The sequence below is a fragment of the Mesorhizobium sp. M0207 genome (assembly GCF_040321995.1).
GTDB lineage: Bacteria > Pseudomonadota > Alphaproteobacteria > Rhizobiales > Rhizobiaceae > Mesorhizobium.
Map to the genome: position 1 here is coordinate 507,828 of NZ_JAMYSQ010000001.1, position 16,882 is coordinate 524,709.

At 64.5% G+C, this 16,882-nt stretch carries 17 protein-coding genes; 13 read left to right on the forward strand and 4 right to left on the reverse strand.

The window, feature by feature from the left end; all coding sequences use genetic code 11:
- The first annotated feature begins 42 nt into the window (after positions 1–42).
- The 3 genes from NKJ15_RS02305 to xylB all read left to right on the forward strand — a co-directional run bounded on the left by NKJ15_RS02305 (position 43) and on the right by xylB (position 3,647).
- A complete protein-coding gene (locus tag NKJ15_RS02305; protein ID WP_352813916.1) occupies positions 43–666 on the forward strand; it encodes a LysE family translocator in 624 nt (207 codons plus the stop codon).
- Between the two features lie 9 nt (positions 667–675).
- Positions 676–2,001, forward strand: a complete 1,326-nt coding sequence (locus NKJ15_RS02310; protein ID WP_352813918.1) for a tetratricopeptide repeat protein — start codon at positions 676–678, stop codon at positions 1,999–2,001.
- Between the two features lie 191 nt (positions 2,002–2,192).
- Positions 2,193–3,647, forward strand: a complete 1,455-nt coding sequence (gene xylB / locus NKJ15_RS02315; RefSeq protein ID WP_352814117.1) for a xylulokinase — start codon at positions 2,193–2,195, stop codon at positions 3,645–3,647.
- 38 nt (positions 3,648–3,685) lie between these two features.
- On the opposite strand, the gene NKJ15_RS02320 is transcribed toward xylB, so the two are convergent.
- Positions 3,686–4,048, reverse strand: coding sequence for a nuclear transport factor 2 family protein (locus tag NKJ15_RS02320; protein ID WP_352472535.1), 363 nt, complete (start codon positions 4,046–4,048; stop codon positions 3,686–3,688).
- Positions 4,049–4,158: 110 nt separating this feature from the next.
- Here NKJ15_RS02320 and xylA point away from each other — a divergent pair, with 110 nt between their 5' ends.
- A complete protein-coding gene (gene xylA, locus NKJ15_RS02325; protein WP_352451611.1) occupies positions 4,159–5,484 on the forward strand; it encodes a xylose isomerase in 1,326 nt (441 codons plus the stop codon).
- 131 nt (positions 5,485–5,615) lie between these two features.
- On the opposite strand, the gene NKJ15_RS02330 is transcribed toward xylA, so the two are convergent.
- The gene (locus NKJ15_RS02330) at positions 5,616–6,248 is read right to left on the reverse strand and encodes a TetR/AcrR family transcriptional regulator (protein WP_352454840.1); all 633 of its coding nucleotides are present in this window, start codon (positions 6,246–6,248) and stop codon (positions 5,616–5,618) included.
- A gap of 93 nt (positions 6,249–6,341) precedes the next feature.
- On the opposite strand from NKJ15_RS02330, the gene NKJ15_RS02335 reads away from it, so the two are divergent.
- Together NKJ15_RS02335 and NKJ15_RS02340 are read left to right on the forward strand one after the other, a co-directional pair.
- Positions 6,342–6,998 (forward strand): O-methyltransferase, encoded by a 657-nt coding sequence (locus NKJ15_RS02335; protein ID WP_352767387.1) that lies wholly within the window; start codon positions 6,342–6,344, stop codon positions 6,996–6,998.
- A gap of 166 nt (positions 6,999–7,164) precedes the next feature.
- Positions 7,165–7,374 (forward strand): hypothetical protein, encoded by a 210-nt coding sequence (locus NKJ15_RS02340; RefSeq protein WP_352813921.1) that lies wholly within the window; start codon positions 7,165–7,167, stop codon positions 7,372–7,374.
- A 23-nt stretch (positions 7,375–7,397) separates the two neighbouring features.
- On the opposite strand, the gene NKJ15_RS02345 is transcribed toward NKJ15_RS02340, so the two are convergent.
- The gene (locus tag NKJ15_RS02345) at positions 7,398–8,441 is read right to left on the reverse strand and encodes a GlxA family transcriptional regulator (RefSeq protein WP_352813923.1); all 1,044 of its coding nucleotides are present in this window, start codon (positions 8,439–8,441) and stop codon (positions 7,398–7,400) included.
- A gap of 76 nt (positions 8,442–8,517) precedes the next feature.
- Between NKJ15_RS02345 and bcoG the strand changes: the two genes are divergently transcribed.
- The 7 genes from bcoG (at position 8,518) to NKJ15_RS02380 (ending at position 16,544) form a co-directional block, all read left to right on the forward strand.
- Positions 8,518–9,429, forward strand: coding sequence for a 3-dehydrocarnitine:acetyl-CoA trimethylamine transferase BcoG (bcoG, locus tag NKJ15_RS02350; RefSeq protein WP_352813926.1), 912 nt, complete (start codon positions 8,518–8,520; stop codon positions 9,427–9,429).
- A 31-nt stretch (positions 9,430–9,460) separates the two neighbouring features.
- Positions 9,461–10,090, forward strand: a complete 630-nt coding sequence (locus NKJ15_RS02355; RefSeq protein WP_352454777.1) for an HD domain-containing protein — start codon at positions 9,461–9,463, stop codon at positions 10,088–10,090.
- Complete coding sequence (locus NKJ15_RS02360) at positions 10,087–11,160, forward strand: 3-hydroxyacyl-CoA dehydrogenase NAD-binding domain-containing protein (RefSeq protein ID WP_352813928.1); 1,074 nt, start codon at positions 10,087–10,089, stop codon at positions 11,158–11,160. Before NKJ15_RS02355 ends, NKJ15_RS02360 begins: the two co-directional genes overlap by 4 nt.
- Positions 11,161–11,164: 4 nt before the next feature.
- Positions 11,165–12,328 carry an acyl-CoA dehydrogenase family protein gene (locus tag NKJ15_RS02365; protein WP_352813929.1) on the forward strand — a complete coding sequence of 388 codons (1,164 nt, stop codon included), beginning with the start codon at positions 11,165–11,167 and terminating at the stop codon, positions 12,326–12,328.
- Positions 12,329–12,514: 186 nt separating this feature from the next.
- On the forward strand, positions 12,515–14,593 hold the full coding sequence (locus tag NKJ15_RS02370) for an acetate--CoA ligase family protein (protein WP_352813931.1): 2,079 nt from the start codon (positions 12,515–12,517) through the stop codon (positions 14,591–14,593).
- Positions 14,586–15,368: a carnitinyl-CoA dehydratase gene (locus NKJ15_RS02375; RefSeq protein ID WP_352472543.1), complete on the forward strand. Its 783-nt coding sequence runs from the start codon at positions 14,586–14,588 to the stop codon at positions 15,366–15,368. The genes NKJ15_RS02370 and NKJ15_RS02375 overlap by 8 nt, the downstream gene beginning before the upstream one ends.
- Positions 15,369–15,605: 237 nt before the next feature.
- Positions 15,606–16,544 carry an alpha/beta hydrolase gene (locus NKJ15_RS02380; protein WP_352813933.1) on the forward strand — a complete coding sequence of 313 codons (939 nt, stop codon included), beginning with the start codon at positions 15,606–15,608 and terminating at the stop codon, positions 16,542–16,544.
- A 46-nt stretch (positions 16,545–16,590) separates the two neighbouring features.
- Here NKJ15_RS02380 and NKJ15_RS02385 read toward each other — a convergent pair whose 3' ends face one another.
- Positions 16,591–16,857 (reverse strand): hypothetical protein, encoded by a 267-nt coding sequence (locus NKJ15_RS02385; protein ID WP_352813935.1) that lies wholly within the window; start codon positions 16,855–16,857, stop codon positions 16,591–16,593.
- Positions 16,858–16,882 lie beyond the last annotated feature (25 nt).

Below are 16,882 nucleotides of genomic sequence, written 5' to 3' on the forward strand. Positions count from 1 at the left end.
GACCAAGGATTTATCCTCTTCGTTGAGCTCAAGGAGAAGAAAATGTCCTTCGAAAACTGGGCCGCTTTTGCCGCTGCCTCGGCAGTCCTTCTGGTCATTCCAGGTCCGACCATCCTGCTGGTGATTTCCTATGCGCTCGGCCAGGGCTGGCGCACCGCGCTGCCGATGGCAGTCGGCGTGGCGCTCGGCGACTTCACCGCGATGACACTGTCGATGCTGGGCATCGGCGCGCTGCTGGCGGCGTCCGCCACCGTGTTTACCGTGCTGAAGGTGATCGGCGCCGGCTATCTGATCTATCTCGGCATCAAGCTGTTTCGCGCCGGCGGTGCGCTCCGGGCCGAGCCGCGCACCGATGCGGTGTCATCGGCGAAAATGACGGCGCACGCCTGGCTGGTTACCGCGCTCAATCCGAAAAGCATCACCTTTTTTGTCGCCTTCCTGCCGCAGTTCCTCGACCGGTATGCGGATTTCTGGACACAGATGCTGATCTTCGAGACGACCTTCCTGGCGCTCGCCTTCGCCAATGCCTTCGGTTATGCGCTGATCGCGGCAAGGGCGCGCAACGTGGTGCACAACCCAAAGGCGATCCGCATCTTCAACCGCACCGGCGGCACGCTGCTGGTCGGCGCCGGGATCGCGACAGTGGCGATGCGCTCGGGCAACTGAGGACAGACCATGGCGGTGAGCGACGCATTCGGCCTGACACTGTCTGGCGCGACGGAGGCCGGGCTCTCGTCCTACAGCCGGGCCGTTCGCGAATTGCAGTGCTTCATCGGCGATCCGGTCGGTTCCGTTGACCGGGCAATCGCCGAAGATCCCGGCTTCGTCATGGCGCAGGTGTTCAAGGGTTATCTCTTTGGCCTCGCCACAGAGCGTGAGGCGACGGCGGTGGCCAAGGCATGTCACGAGGCGGCGCTGCCGCTTGCCGCGACAACACGCGAGCAGGCGCATGTCGCCGCCCTTGGCCATCTTGCGGAGGGACGCTGGCACGAGGCCGCCCGCGTGCTGGAGGATATCGCCATCGAGTTTCCGCTCGATGCGCTGGCGCTGCAGACCGGCCACCAGATCGACTTCTTCACCGGCAATGCGCGCATGCTGCGCGACCGCATCGGCCGCGCGCTGCCGTCCTGGCAGAGCGACATGCCGGGCTATCACGCCATACTCGGCATGCAGGCCTTTGGCCTGGAGGAAATGGGCGATTACGCGCGCGCCGAAAAACTTGGCCGCACGGCGGTCGATATCGAGCCGCGCGACGGCTGGGCCCAGCATGCGGTGGCCCATGTCATGGAGATGCAGAGCCGGCAGAAGGACGGCATTCTGTGGATGCGCGCCAATCCCGAAGCGTGGACGCGGGACAGCTTCCTGCAGGTGCATAATTGGTGGCATCTGGCACTGTTCCACTATGATCTCGGCGAAATCGACGAGGTGCTGGCGCTCTATGACGGGCCGATCTATGGCGAACGCTCGATGCTGGCGCTCAACATGGTCGATGCCTCGGCGATCCTGTGGCGGCTGCATCTCGGCGGCGTCGATGTCGGCGAGCGCTGGACGGCACTGGCCGCCAACTGGGTGCCCATGGCCAGCGCCGGCCACTATGCCTTCAACGACGCCCACGCGATGATGGCGTTTGTCGGTGCCGGCCTCGAAGCGCCCGCCCGCAACTTGCTCGAGGCGCAGCGCGAGGCGATGCGCGGCAAGGACGACAACGCCGGTTTCACCAGGGATGTCGGCCATCCCCTGACGCTCGCCATCAAGGCATTCGGCGAGGGCAATTATGCCGGGACGATACGCCTTATCCGGCCGATCCGGGCAATCGCCCATCGCTTCGGCGGCAGCCACGCACAACGCGACGTCATCGACCTGACACTGATCGAAGCGGCATTGCGTTCCGGTGATGGCGCGCTGGCGAGGGCGCTTGCGGCGGAACGCGCGCTGGCACGGCCGGACAGCCCGTTGTCGGCACTGTTTTCACGGCGTGCAACCGCTCTCGCGGCGAATTGACCAAGGCCACATCTTGCCTTAAAAACTGCCCCGGCCAGATTTTTTCGAGCGTCGAAAAAATCTTCGCGTGTTGACCGGGGTGCGTTTCCGGCGGCACGATTGCCGGGATATCTTCGCCGCCCGTGTCACAGGACTGGGCAGCGAAGCAAGAAAGACCGTCGCCGCCAGGCATGACGGACATGGGAGGAAACATGTATCTCGGCCTCGATCTCGGCACGTCGGGCGTCAAGGCGCTGCTGATCGATGCAAGGCAGAGCATCGTCGGTTCCGGCCATGCGCCGCTCGACGTGTCGCGCCCGCATCCCGGCTGGTCCGAGCAGAACCCGGCCGACTGGATCCGCGCCTGCGAAGCGGCGGTCGGCGAGTTGCGGTCAATGCATGCGAAGGAACTCGCGGCAGTCAAAGGCATCGGCCTTTCCGGCCATATGCATGGCGCCACCCTGCTCGATGCCGCCGACCAGGTGCTGCGCCCCTGCATTCTATGGAACGACACACGCAGCCACGCCGAGGCGGCCGCGCTCGATGCCGACCCGCGCTTTCGCAAGCTGACCGGCAACATCGTCTTTCCCGGTTTCACCGCGCCGAAGCTGGCCTGGGTGAAAAACAACGAACCGGCTGTTTTCGCCAAGGTGGCAAAGGTCCTGCTGCCGAAGGACTTTTTGCGGCTCTGGCTCGCCGGCGAGCATATTTCGGAAATGTCGGATTCGGCTGGCACGTCGTGGCTCGATGTCGGCAAACGCGCCTGGTCCTCCGAACTGCTCGCTGTCACGTCGCTCGACGAAAGCCAGATGCCGTCATTGGTCGAAGGCACGGCCAAGGCCGGTGCCTTGCGCGCCGAACTGGCCGCCAGATGGGGCATGCAGGCGGGCATCCCGATCGCCGGCGGGGCCGGCGACAACGCGGCCTCGGCCTGCGGCATGGGCACGGTCGGCGCCGGGCAGGCGTTCGTCTCGCTCGGCACGTCGGGCGTGCTTTTTGCCGCCAACGCGTCCTATCTGCCCAATCCGCAAAGCGCAGTGCACACATTCTGCCACGCACTGCCCGGCACCTGGCACCAGATGGGCGTCATCCTGTCGGCAACCGATTCGCTCAACTGGCTGTCGGGGATCGCTGGAAAAAGTGCCGGCGAGTTGACCGCCGAACTCGGCGATTCGCTGCAGGCGCCGAGCGGTGTCTCTTTCCTGCCGTACCTGTCAGGCGAGCGGACGCCTCACAATGATTCCGTCATTCGGGGCGCCTTTACCGGGCTTGCCCACGAGTCCGGCCGCGCGGCGCTGACCCAGGCCGTGCTCGAAGGCGTCGCCTTCGCTTTCCGCGACAGCCTCGAAGCCCTGGCCAAAGCCGGTACGACGCTGACCCGGGTGACGGCGATCGGCGGCGGCTCGCGTTCGCGCTACTGGCTGAAGGCCATCGCCACAGCGCTTGGCCTGCCAGTCGATATCCCAGCCGACGGCGATTTCGGCGCCGCCTTCGGAGCGGCCCGGCTTGGCCTGATCGCGGCGACAGGCGCCGATCCGCGCGCCGTGTGCACGGCGCCGGCGACGGACGCCACGGTCGAGCCGGTCGCCGCACTAAGCGATGCCTATGCAGATGCCTATCAGCGCTACCGCCAGCTTTACCCGGCGATCAGGAGCGCCACGGCGTGAGCGGTTTCCCGCCCTCGCCGTGGCCTGCCGAGAAGGCCTCACTGTGCCGGCACCTTGTCGAGAAAGCCGGTGACGCTTTTCAGCCGGCCATTTTCGATGACGCCGATATCGGTGCCTTCGATGACGGAGCCGACGCCTTCCGGCCCGAGGTTCCAGGAGAAGCGGATGGTATCGGCGAAGCCGTCCGGCTTGCCTTTCAGCGAGAACCTGAAGCCGGCAAAGCGCTGCTGAACGCCTTCGATCAGCGCGGCGATGGCGTCATGGCCGTCGCCCTGCATGATCGGATCGCGGTAGCCGACGTCCTCGGTGAAGGTCGCCTCGAGCAAGGCTTTCCTGCGTGCGGCGTCGCTCTCGTTCCAGGCGGCGATGTAGTTTTCGGCAATGGTGTTGAGGTCGGTCATGGTCTGTCTCTTTCGTTGGGTGGCTTTGACATGAGCCTTTTCGACCAGCGCCAGCGCGAAACCAATTACGCCTGAGGTAATCAGGCCGGACCATGCGAGAGGAAAAGAACATGAGCAGCGGTTTTTTCGGCGACATCCAACAGATCAAATATGAGGGACCGGATTCGACCAATCCGCTGGCCTACCGGTTCTACAATCCCGACGAGATTGTCGCCGGCAAGCGGCTGGAAGACCATCTGCGCTTTGCCGTCGCTTATTGGCATTCCTTTGCCTGGCCGGGCGGCGATCCGTTCGGCGGCCAGACATTTGACCGGCCGTGGTTTCCGAAGGCCGGCAGCACCGACACCATGGAGTTGGCCAAGCTCAAGGCCGACGTCGCCTTCGAGATGTTTTCGTTGCTGGGTGCGCCTTATTTCTGCTTCCACGATGCTGACGTGCGGCCGGAGGGCCGGGACTTTTCCGAAAGTGCGGCGCGGCTCGACGAGATCGCCGATTACTTCTCGGGAAAGATGAAGCAGACCGGCGTCAAGCTGTTGTGGGGCACGGCCAACCTGTTCTCCAACCGCCGCTTCATGTCAGGCGCCGCCACCAATCCCGATCCGGACGTCTTTGCCTATTCGGCGGCGACGGTGAAACACTGCATCGACGTCACCAAGCGTCTGAACGGCGAGAACTACGTGCTGTGGGGCGGCCGCGAGGGCTATGAGACGCTGCTCAACACCGACCTTGCCCGCGAGCAGGAACAGGCCGGCCGTTTCCTCAACCTGGTCGTCGATTACAAGCACAGGATCGGCTTCGAAGGCACCATCCTGATCGAGCCGAAGCCGCAGGAGCCGACCAAGCACCAGTACGATTACGACGTCGCCACCGTCTACGGCTTCCTCAAGCGTTTCGGACTGGAGAACGAGGTCAAGCTCAACATCGAGCAGGGCCACGCCATCCTGGCCGGCCATTCGTTCGAACATGAACTGGCGCTGGCCAATGCGCTCGGCATTTTCGGTTCGATCGACATGAACCGCAACGACTACCAGTCGGGCTGGGATACCGACCAGTTCCCGAACAATGTACCGGAGATGGCACTGGCCTACTATCAGGTGCTGCAGGCCGGCGGCTTCAAGACCGGCGGCACCAATTTCGACGCCAAGCTCAGGCGCCAGTCGCTCGATCCGCAGGATCTGCTGATCGGCCATATCGGCGGCATGGACTGCTGCGCTCGCGGCCTCAAGGCGGCAGCGCGCATGGTCGAGGACAAGGCGCTGTCCGCCCCGCTCGCCGAGCGCTATGCCGGCTGGGATTCGGCCGAGGCCAAGGCGATGCTTGCCGGCAAGCGTACGCTCGAGGAAATCGCCGAGCGCGTCGTCAAAGAGAAGATCGAGCCGCAGCCCAGATCCGGCCGCCAAGAGCTACTCGAGAACATCGTCAACCGGTACGTCTGAGGCGTACCCGGTTCGCGGCCGCATTGTTCAGCGGCCGCCGGCTAAGACGGCTTTCCGCGGGGCTGAACCGACGAAGGTTTTGCCCCGTGTGAAACTCGCGTGGCCTGTTCGCTGACCGGGTCTGGCGCGCCTTAGCCGTGATCGAGGCCTCTCAGGTAGGCGCAAAACATGTCGGCCATGGCGTTGGCGTAGACTTCAATCTCCTTGGGCGTTCGAGGCGTCTCCGAGAACTGCTTCCCCACCGTGCTGAGCGTCGTCATGACCAGGTCGCCGGCCAATTCGCGAGTCGCTTGCGCGGCGCTCGGCAACGCCTCCTGCATGAAGAGCTGGATGGTGCGGTCTCCGGACGCCCTCGCCGCCTGCGCCTCGGGCGCGTCGCGGTAAAGCGGGGCGGCGTCGTCGAGCGCCACACGCACCGCAGCCTCCTCACACTCCGAGCGGAGGAAGGCGTGGACCAGGTCGCGCAGCCGGTCAAGCGGCGGTTTCCTGATATCCTCGAGGATATCGCGCAGCAAACTGGTCGTCTGCCGCCATTCGTCGCTCTGGAGCCGGAACAGGATCGCCGCCTTGTTCGGAAAATACTGATACAGCGATCCGACGCTGACGCCGGCCTTCTCGGCCACGCGCGCCGTGGTGAAGCGCTGCGCGCCTTCCCTCGCCAAAACCTGAACAGCAGCCTGCAAAATCGCAGCGACGAGCTCCGCCGAGCGGGCCTGCTTCGGCTGTTTTCGCGAGGAAATCCGCGGACTTCGGTTGTCGCTCATTGAGAGCCGCGCCAATGCGATTAGTGAATGCGAATGATTAGTCGTATTTTGAATGTCGCACAAGAACGCATTCAATTCCGACTGGAGACCGATATGACCACACTGACGACAACGCCGCTCGCGCCCCTGCTGGACCGCCTGTTCGAGGAAGCCGCTGCGGCAACAAGCCCTGCAGTGGCGGAACTCTCCGCCGAGGAGCGGATGCGGCTGGTTCGAAGCAAGACCGAATACCTCGATTTCTATGGGCGGCTAAGGGATCTCTGGCTTCCCGTTTCGCGAGAGACCGGCACGCTGCTCTACATGCTGGCACGAGGCAGCGGCGCACGGACGATCGTCGAATTTGGAACCTCGTTCGGCATCTCGACCCTGCACCTTGCCGCAGCCTTGCGGGACAATGGCGGTGGCCGCCTGATCACCAGCGAGTTCGAGCCATCCAAGGTCGCGCGCGCGAGGAGTAATCTGACAGCAGGCGGTCTCATTGACATGGTGGAAATCCGCGAAGGAGACGCGCTGCAAACATTAAGCGTCGATCTTCCCGAAAGCGTCGACCTGCTTCTGCTCGACGGCGCCAAAGCGCTCTATCCCGAGATCTTGAGTCTGGTTGAAAGCCGCCTCAGACCGGGCGCCTTCGTCGTTGCCGACAACGCAGATCTTTGCCCCGAATACCTCGAGCGGGTGCGCTCGACCGGGAGTGGCTACATGTCCACGCCGTTCGGCGAGGATGTTGAACTGTCGATGCGGCTTGGCTGAAGCACTGCGTAACCTGCCGGAACGATCGTGCCCAAGATGGGCGGCGGCGGACAAAACTTTGCCCGGCATCGCCCATCAATCGCCTCGCTCTTGCCTTCAAACAGCCGTCACGAACCTCCTATAGTGTGGTTCGTGGCGGGATTCAGAAAGAAGGAGGCGAAACGATATGCAGCACGAACGCGAAATCGACGCCCTGCTCTCATCTGGCGAGGCTGGATCGATCATCGACCGGCTGATGGCGCTGCCGCACCCGAAACAAGGTGCGCTGAGTGCAAACGAATGGGATCGCGCGGTCGCCAGCCGCTTCGAGACCCATCTTGCGAGACAGGTGCGCTCGCAGATCGACGGCAGCAGCGACCGCCAGGACGCTGCCTGATCTACCTTTGCCTATGGATGTCGTTATCCCAAAACCGCTACGCACGCTCGGGTCAAGCCCGTGGCCAGGCTTTTGGGCGACATGCATGATCCCCGACGCAGCCTGACCGGCGCTTCGCCGAACGCTCTTGAAAACGCTCTGGAAAATGCCGCGGCGGACGAAAACCCCGTTCGCCCGGCAATGTCCGCCATGGCGATGCGCGTGTCGACCACCAGCCGGCGCGCGGCGCCGAGGCGCAGCCTGAGGTAATAAGCGCCGGGCGTTTCGCCGATCGACTTGCGAAAGATGCTTTCCAGCGTCCGTGCCGTCACCCCGGCGCGCTTTGCCACGGCCGCGATAGTCAGCGGCTGGTCGACATGCGCTTCCATCAGCCGGATGGCTTGCGCCAGCCTGGGATCGTAGCCGTCAAGACGGCCGAGCGAGACCAGCGGTTGCGCGTCCGTCGCGGCGCGCGCCTGGTCGTAGATGAAGACGCTCGCGACATCGAGCGCCACGGCCATGCCGAGCCGCGTGCGGATCAGATGCAGCATCAGGTCGAAGGTCGGCGAGGCGCCGCCGGTGGTGAACACCGGGCCATCGATGACGTAGCGGTCGGGGCGCACGTCGACGCCGGGAAAGGCCGACGAGAAATCCTCCATGTCCTCCCAGTGGGTGGTGGCGCTGCGCCCCTCCAGCAGACCGGCGCGGGCAACCAGCCAGGTGCCGGCCTCGACGCCGCCGCAGGCGCGTGCCGCGCGCGCCGCCCGGCGCAGTCCGGACAGCAAGGCCGATGTGGCATGGTTCTGCGTGCCGAAGCCGGCGACAACGACCAGCATATCGGTTGTGTCAGCCGCATCGAAGCGGCCGCTGACCGCCACCGGCAGGCCGCATGTGGTGACCGGCGCCTCGCCTGTCACCGAGACCAGCCTGAAATCGAACAGCGTCTCACCGGCAATGCGGTTGGCGGCGCGCAACGGATCGACGGCCGACGCGACGCACATGATCGACGAGCCGGAGAATACCAGCAGCGTCACCTTGAGCGGCAAACGCTCGGCCCGAAAGATCGTCGGTTTTTCGTTTTTGATCACATGCTCTTCGTAAAACGCAAAACAGTTTCCGGCAAGTCAGGCATTCTTGCCCTACGTTCTATTGGGAGAGAGTCCGATGCCGTTAGCGATGAACCGTGAGGTTTTCATTACCTGTGCCGTGACCGGGTCCGGCGGTTCGCAGGACCGCAGCCCGCATGTGCCGCGCTCGCCCAGAGAGATCGCCGATTCGGCCATCGAGGCGGCAAAGGCGGGTGCGGCGATCGTGCACTGCCATGTGCGCGATCCCGAGACCGGCAAGCCTAGGCGCGACGTGCATCTCTATCGCGAAGTAACCGAGCGCATCCGCGCGGCAGACGTCGACGTGGTGCTGAACCTGACCGCCGGCATGGGGGGTGACATGGTATTCGGCCCGCCGGAGAAACCGCTGCCGCTGAACGAAAAAGGCACGGACATGGGCGGCGCGAGCAACCGCATGGAGCACGTCCGCCAGTGCCTGCCGGAAATCTGCACGCTCGACTGCGGCACCATGAATTTCGCCGAGGCCGACTATGTCATGACCAATACGCCCGGCATGCTGCGTGCCATGGGCGGCATGATGACGGCGCTCGGCGTCAAGCCGGAGATCGAGGCCTTCGACACCGGGCATCTGTGGTTCGCCAAGCAATTGGTCGAGGAAGAAGCGCTGAAGCCGGACGCCTTGGTGCAATTGTGCATGGGCGTGCCGTGGGGCGCGCCGGACGACCTCAACACCTTCATGGCCATGGTCAACAATGTACCGTCGACCTGGAACTGGTCGGCCTTTGCCATTGGCCGCAACCAGATGGCCTATGTCGCGGCCGCGGTGCTGGCCGGCGGCAATGTCCGCGTCGGACTGGAGGATAATCTCTGGCTCGACAAGGGTGTGCTGGCGACCAATGCGCAGCTGGTCGAGCGGGCGGTCAGCATCGTGTCGAATATGGGCGCCAGGGTCATCGGCCCGGACGAAGTCCGCAAGAAGCTGAACCTGACGAAGCGCGCACCGCTTTGAAAAGCCGGTAGCCGGTTGGGAGGAGCCGCCGATGAAGACCGTGAAATTCACCGCCATGAAGGACGGCGACCGCGAGGATTACGCCTTCCTCACCGAGCACGAGATCGACTACGCGGCAAAGACCGGCGAGCGCCTGCTCGACGCGCTCGTCCAGCTTGATGCGGGCCTCTCGGGCTACAAGATCACCCGGCTCGGCCATTCACTGCAAGCGGCAACACGGGCCTGGCGCGACGGCGCCGACACCGACTGGATTGCCTGCGCCTTGCTGCACGATATCGGAGACATCTACGCGCCCTATAACCACGACGAGTATGCGGCGTCGATCCTGAAGCCTTTTGTGCGCGAGCAATGCACCTGGGTGGTGGAAAAGCACGGCGATTTCCAGCGCCTCTATTACGCCCACCACCTCGGCGGCAATCCGCACGCCCGCGACCGTTTCGCCGAGCACATCTACTTCGACGATTGCGATGAGTTTTGCGAACGCTGGGATCAGTCGAGCTTCGACCCGGATTACGAGACATTGCCGATCGATTTCTTCCGGCCCTTCGTGCTCGAAGTGTTCGCGCGCAAGGCCTATGACGCATGCGTGATCCGTGCCGGCGAACGCGTCGCCCTCACCGACCCCGCAACAGCCAGCACCAGAACCGGAGCTTCCGCATGAGCATCATCAACAAAGCGGCCGCCATCGGCGGCGGCGTCATCGGCGCCGGCTGGGTGGCGCGGCTGCTGCTCAACGGCATCGACGTGTCGATCTTCGATCCCGACCCCGAGGCATCACGCAAAGTCGGCGAGGTGATGAAGGGAGCACGACGCGCCTACAAGCAGATGCTGCCCGGCGGCCTGCCGAAGGAGGGCAAGCTTACCTTCGCCAAGACCATCGCCGAGGCGGTCGCCGACGCCGATTTAATCCAGGAAAGCGTGCCGGAACGGCTCGACCTGAAGCACCGCGTGCTGGCCGAGATCGACCTTTATGCGCCGGCCAACGCAATTGTCGGCTCCTCCACTTCCGGCATCAAGCCGACCGACATGCAGGTAGCGATGAAGAAGCATCCGGAGCGGCTGGTCGTCGGCCATCCGTTCAACCCCGTCTATCTGCTGCCGCTGGTCGAAATCGTCGGCGGCGAACAGACCTTTCCCGAGGCGATCGAGGTCGCCAAGGAGATCTATGCCTCGATCGGCATGAAGCCGGTGGTGATCCGCAAGGAGATCGAAGCGTTCGTCGGCGACCGGCTGCTCGAAGCAGCTTGGCGCGAGGCGCTGTGGCTGGTCAAGGACGGCATCTGCACGGTCGAGGAGCTCGACGACATCATGCGCTATGGCTTCGGCCTGCGCTGGGCGCAGATGGGCATGTTCCAGGTCTATCGCGTCGCCGGCGGCGAGGCCGGCATGCGCCACTTCATGGCGCAGTTCGGCCCGTGCCTGAAATGGCCGTGGACCAAGCTGATGGACGTGCCGGAGTTCAACGACGAGCTGGTCGAGCTGATCGCGACCCAGTCGGACGACCAGGCGCACGGTCTGTCGATCCGCGATCTCGAAAAGATCCGCGACGACAATCTGGTCGCCATCATGGAGGCACTGTCGAAGCAGAACAAAGGCAAAGGCTGGGGTGCCGGCGCCTTGCATAAGGACTACACCAGGCAGTTGGCCAAGCTTGCGGCGAAGAAGCCCACCGCCTCCAAGGCGGCCGAAAAGTCCAAGGCTGAAAAGCCGAAGAAAAGGAAGAAAGGCTGAGACCATGGATTTTGGTCTTTCGGAGGAGCAGAAGCTCATCGTCGAGACGACGCGGGCCTTCGTCGAGAACGAGCTTTACCCGCATGAGCGCGAAGTGGAGCGTACCGGCGTGCTGCGCCGCGAGCTGATCGAGGAGATCAAGGCCAAGGCGATCGAAGCCGGCCTCTATGCCGCCAACATGCCGGCCGATGTCGGCGGCGCCGGGCTCGATACGGTGACCTGGCTGCTCTATGAAAAGGAACTCGGCCGCGCCAATTATGCGCTGCATTGGACCTGCGTGGCGCGGCCTTCAAACATCCTTCTCGCCGGCACGCCGGAGCAGCGCGAAACATATCTGTTTCCCTGCATTCGCGGCGAGAAATGGGATTGCCTGGCAATGACCGAGCCGGGCGCCGGCTCCGATCTGCGCGGCATGAAGGCAACCGCCGTGCAAGACGGCGACGACTGGGTGCTGAACGGCACCAAGCATTTCATCAGCCATGCGGACCTCGCTGATTTCGCCATCGTCTTCATGGCCTCGGGGGAGGAAGAGGCTTCGCGTGGCAAACGCAAGAAGATCACCGCCTTTTTCGTCGACAAGGGCACCAAGGGCTTCACCGTGCGCGACGGCTACCGCAACGTCTCGCATCGCGGCTACACCAATGCCATCCTCGAATTCGACGATTGCCGGCTGCCGGCGAGCCAGGTTCTGGGCGAGGTCCACAAAGGCTTCGATGTCGCCAATTCATGGCTCGGCGCAACGCGCCTGCAAGTCGGCGCCACCTGCCTTGGCCGTGCCGAGCGGGCGCTTGGCCATGCCATCGAATACGCCGCGCAGCGCCAGCAATTCGGCCAGCCGATCAGCAAGTTCCAGGGCGTGTCGTTCAAGCTCGCCGACATGGCGACCGAGCTGAAGGCCGCCGACCTGATGGTGTTCGAAGCCGGCTGGAAGTACGATCAGGGCACCGTTACCGATCAGGACATGGCCATGGCCAAGCTGAAGGCCACCGAGATGCTTGCCTTCGTCGCCGATGAGGCGATCCAGATCCATGGCGGCATGGGGCTGATGGACGATTTGCCGCTCGAGCGCATCTGGCGCGACGCCCGCGTCGAGCGCATCTGGGAAGGCACTTCGGAAATCCAGCGCCACATCATCTCGCGGGCGCTGCTGCGCCCGTTCGGGGGCTGAACAGCGCAATGTTTGCATTCCTTCGCGCGCCCCTCTGTCCTATCGGACATCTCCCCCTCAAGGGGGGAGATCGGCCGCCATTCCTGATTTCGCCAGTTATTGCCGTTGCATGCCTGGGGCCGGCGGCCCAACTGCCAATCTCCCCCCTTGAGGGGGAGATGCCCGGCAGGGCAGAGGGGGGTGTTCATGCACAAACTTGAACGTCTTTTGCGCCCACGAACGATCGCCGTCTTTGGTGGTGCGCAGGCTGCCGCCGTGGTCGCGCAATCGATCAAGATGGGCTTTGCCGGCGATATCTGGCCGGTGCATCCGAGCAAGGCCGAGGTCGCCGGCCGCAAGGCCTATCGCTCGGTGGCCGAATTGCCCGGTGCGCCGGATGCCGCTTTCGTCGGCGTCAACCGGCACTTGACCATCGAAGTGGTCAAGGCACTGGCCGAGCGCGGCGCCGGCGGTGCGGTCTGCTTCGCCGCCGGCTTCCTCGAAACCGAGGCCTATGACGAGGACGGCGAGCGGCTGCAGGCCGAACTGGTCGCGGCGGCCGGCCAAATGCCGATCATTGGGCCGAACTGCTACGGGCTCATCAACTATGCCGACGGCGCGCTTTTGTGGCCCGACCAGCATGGCGGCATCAGGCTGCCAGAAGGCAGTCGCGGCGTTGCCATCATCACCCAGTCGTCGAACATCGCCATCAATATGACGATGCAGAAGCGCGGCCTGCCGATCGCCTTTCTGATGACCGCCGGCAACCAGGCGCAGACCGGGCTTTCCGAAATGGCGCTCGGCCTGATCGAGGACGACCGTGTCACCGCGCTCGGCTTGCATATCGAGGCTTTCGATTCGGTAGCCGGCTTCGAAAGGCTGGCGGCACGGGCGCGCGAGCTGAAAAAGCCTGTCATCGCCATGAAGGTCGGCCGCTCCGAGCAGGCGCGGCAGGCGACCGTTTCCCATACCGCGTCGCTGGCCGGCTCGGACGCAGCGTCCGGCGCCTTCCTGAAGCGGCTCGGCATCGCCCGCATCGATTCAATTCCCGCCTTCATCGAGGCGCTCAAGCTATTGCACGTCACCGGCCCCCTGCCCGGCTACCGGCTATCGTCGATGAGCTGTTCGGGCGGCGAGGCGTCGGTCATGGCCGACAGCGCCGAAGGCCGCTGGGTAACGTTTCCGCCACTCACCCCCGAGCACCGCGTGCATGTCAAATCGACGCTCGGGCCGCTGGTCGCGGTGGCCAACCCGCTCGACTACCACACCTTCATCTGGAACAACGAGCCGGCGATGACCGCCACCTTCACCGCGATGGTGTCGGGCGGCTTCGACCTCAACATGCTGGTGCTCGATTTCCCGCGCCCCGACCGCTGCTCGGACACCGACTGGTGGGCGACGCTGCGCGCCTTCGAATCGGCGCTGAAGACCAACAGCGCGCAAGGCGCGATCGTCTCCTCGCTGCCGGAGAACCTGCCCGAGGAATACACTGCCGGCCTGATGGCGCGGGGCATGGTGCCGCTGTTCGGCATCTCCGAAGCCATGGACGCCGCCCAGGCGGCGGCCTTCATCGGCTGGGCCTGGCGCGAGCCGCAGGCGCAGCCGATCGACACTTCGGCGTCCGGCGCGCCGGACGGCGACCATGTCACGCCGGACGAGGCCGAGGCGAAGGCGCGGCTCATCGAGGCCGGGCTCCCCGTGCCGAAGGGCGAGCGCGCCGGCAACGCGGTCGAAGCTGTCATCTCCTCGATGGCGCTCGGCTTCCCGGTGGCGCTGAAGGCCCTTGGCGTCATCCACAAGTCCGAGCTCGACGCGGTCCGGCTCAATTTGAGGGATGCCGAATCCGTCAGCACCGCCGCCCACGATCTCGGCCCGCTCGGCACGGGCCTTTATGTCGAGCGCATGGTGCGCGACGGCGTCGCCGAGCTGCTCGTCGGCTTCACCCGCGACCCGATGTTCGGCGCCGTGATGACGCTCGGCACCGGCGGCGTGCTGGTCGAGCTGTTGCGCGACAGCGTCACGCTGATGCTGCCGGCGACCCGCGACGATATCGAGGCCGCTTTGCGCGGGCTGAAACTGTTCCCGCTGCTCGACGGCTATCGCGGTCGGCCGAAGGCCGATGTTGCAGCGGCAATCGGTGCGATATCGGGCATTGCCGCTTTCGTGCAGCAAAACGCCGGCGAGATCGAGGAACTCGACATCAATCCGCTGATCGTCTGCACCGAACGCAAGGGCGCCTGGATCGCCGATGCGCTGCTGGTGCTTGGAGAGAACAAAAATGTCTGACGTCATCACCACCCGCCGCGAGGGCACTATCCTCGAAGTCACGCTCGACCGGCCCAAGGCCAATGCCATCGACCTGAAGACGTCGCGGCTGATGGGCGAGACTTTCAAGGCGTTTCGCGACGATCCCGACTTGCGCGTCGCCATCGTCAAGACCGCCGGTGACAAGTTCTTCTGCGCCGGCTGGGACCTGAAGGCAGCGGCCGGCGGCGACGCTGTCGACGGCGACTACGGCGTCGGCGGCTTCGGCGGGCTGCAGGAACTGCGCGACCTCAACAAGCCGGTGATCGCCTGCGTCAACGGCATGGCGGTCGGCGGCGGCTTCGAACTGGCGCTATCCTGCGACCTCATCTATGCGTCGGACCACTCCTCCTTCGCGCTGCCCGAAATCCGTGCCGGCACGCTGGCCGATGCGGCGACGATCAAGCTGCCGAAGCGTATCCCCTACCATGTCGCCATGGACCTTCTGCTCACCGGCCGCTGGATGGATGTCGCCGAGGCGCATCGCTGGGGCCTGGTCAACGAGGTGCTGCCCAAGGAAAGACTGGAGGACCGCGTCTGGGAGATCGCGCGGCTGCTCGCCAGCGGCCCGCCGCTGGTCTTCGCCGCGATCAAGGAGACGGCCCGGGTCGCAGAATCGCTGACGTTCCAGGACGCGATGAACCGGGTGACGCGCCGGCAACTGTCGACGGTTGACGCACTCTACGGCTCGGAGGACAATCTCGAGGGCTTTCGCGCCTTTGCCGAGAAGCGCGATCCGGTGTGGAAGGGGAAATGAAGGTATTGCCGAAATGACGGCACTCCGTCACACCCCCCTCTGGCCTGCCGGCCATCTCCCCCTCAAGGGGGGAGATCGGATGTCGCTTCGGTTTTCGCCAATCTCCAACGTTGCAAGATGGGCTGCAAGGCCGAAGCTGCCGATCTCCCCACTTGAGGGGGAGATGCCAAGTGGTGGCAAAGAGGGCAGGCCAGAGGGGGGTGTTCACGCGGATTCATTGCGATCCATTCAGCGCCCATGACCGACTACAAAACCCTCATCGACGCCGAGACCTGGGCCTTCATCGAGCGGACTAACTCCTATTATCCGCCCGATACGATCGACTACACCGTCGCCGAGCAGCGCCAGATCTATAACCGGATGTGCCGCGAGTTCTTTGCCGGCTATCCCCAAGGCGTCACGGCGGAAACCACCGCCATTGCCACACCTTGGCACATTCCGATCCGCGTCTACCGCGCCCCGGCGCCGGAAGCGGCGGCGATGGTGCTTTATTTCCATGGCGGCGGTTTTATCCTCGGCGGGCTCGACAGCCATGACGACCTCTGCGCCGAGCTTTGCAGCCGCACTGGCTACGAAGTGGTTTCGGTCGACTACCGGCTGGCACCTGAACACCTTCATCCGGCCGCCTTCGACGATGCCATCAGCGCCTTCGAATGGGCGGCGGCGACTTTCGAGCGTCCTGTCCTGCTCTGCGGCGACAGTGCCGGCGGCAATCTCGCCGCCGCTGTCAGTCACGCAACGCGTGGCCATGCGCGCAAGCCGATCGGCCAGATTCTGGTCTATCCCGGCCTTGGCGGCGACAGCTCCGCTGGTTCCTACGTCACCCACGCGGAAGCGCCGATGCTTACCGCGCGCGACCTCGTTTTCTACAGGGATATCAGGACCGGTGGCGAGGATCGCACCGGCGATCTCACTCTGTGGCCGCTCGCCGACGCCGAGTTCGCCAATCTGCCGCCCACCGTCGTGATCACCGCCGAATGCGACCCGCTGTCGTCGGACGGCGAAGCCTATCGCGACCGCATCGTTGCCGCGGGCGGGCGCGCCTGGTGGCTCGAGGAGCCGGGGCTGGTGCATGGCTATTTGCGCGCCAGGCACACGGCCGGCCGGGCCCGCTCGAGCTTTACCCGGATTGTCGATGCGGTAGCGGTTTTGGGAAGGGGCGAGTGGATCTGGTGAGGGATGTCTTCCCGACCAGAACGGGCCTTTGTCGGCCGGTACAGCTCTATTTGCGGCGGCGTCGCCGGCCGGAAACCTGCTTCAGCCAAGGTCCTAAATGAAAGCCGCTCATCAGCAGGTACATCGGGACCATGCCGCCCAGCGGTGACGCCTCTTGCCCGGTCGAGCACATCATGTCCGGCGCGCCGCCGAGAAGCGTCAGCAGCGCCATGGTTGCGAAGGTCGGCGCGGCCGCAAAGGACAGCCAATCGGCTGCACTATGGCCGGCCGGGCTCGCATCGTCGCCGGATCCGCCTGCATGAATCTCGCTCATGTCCGTTGTCCTGCATAGCGAGCGG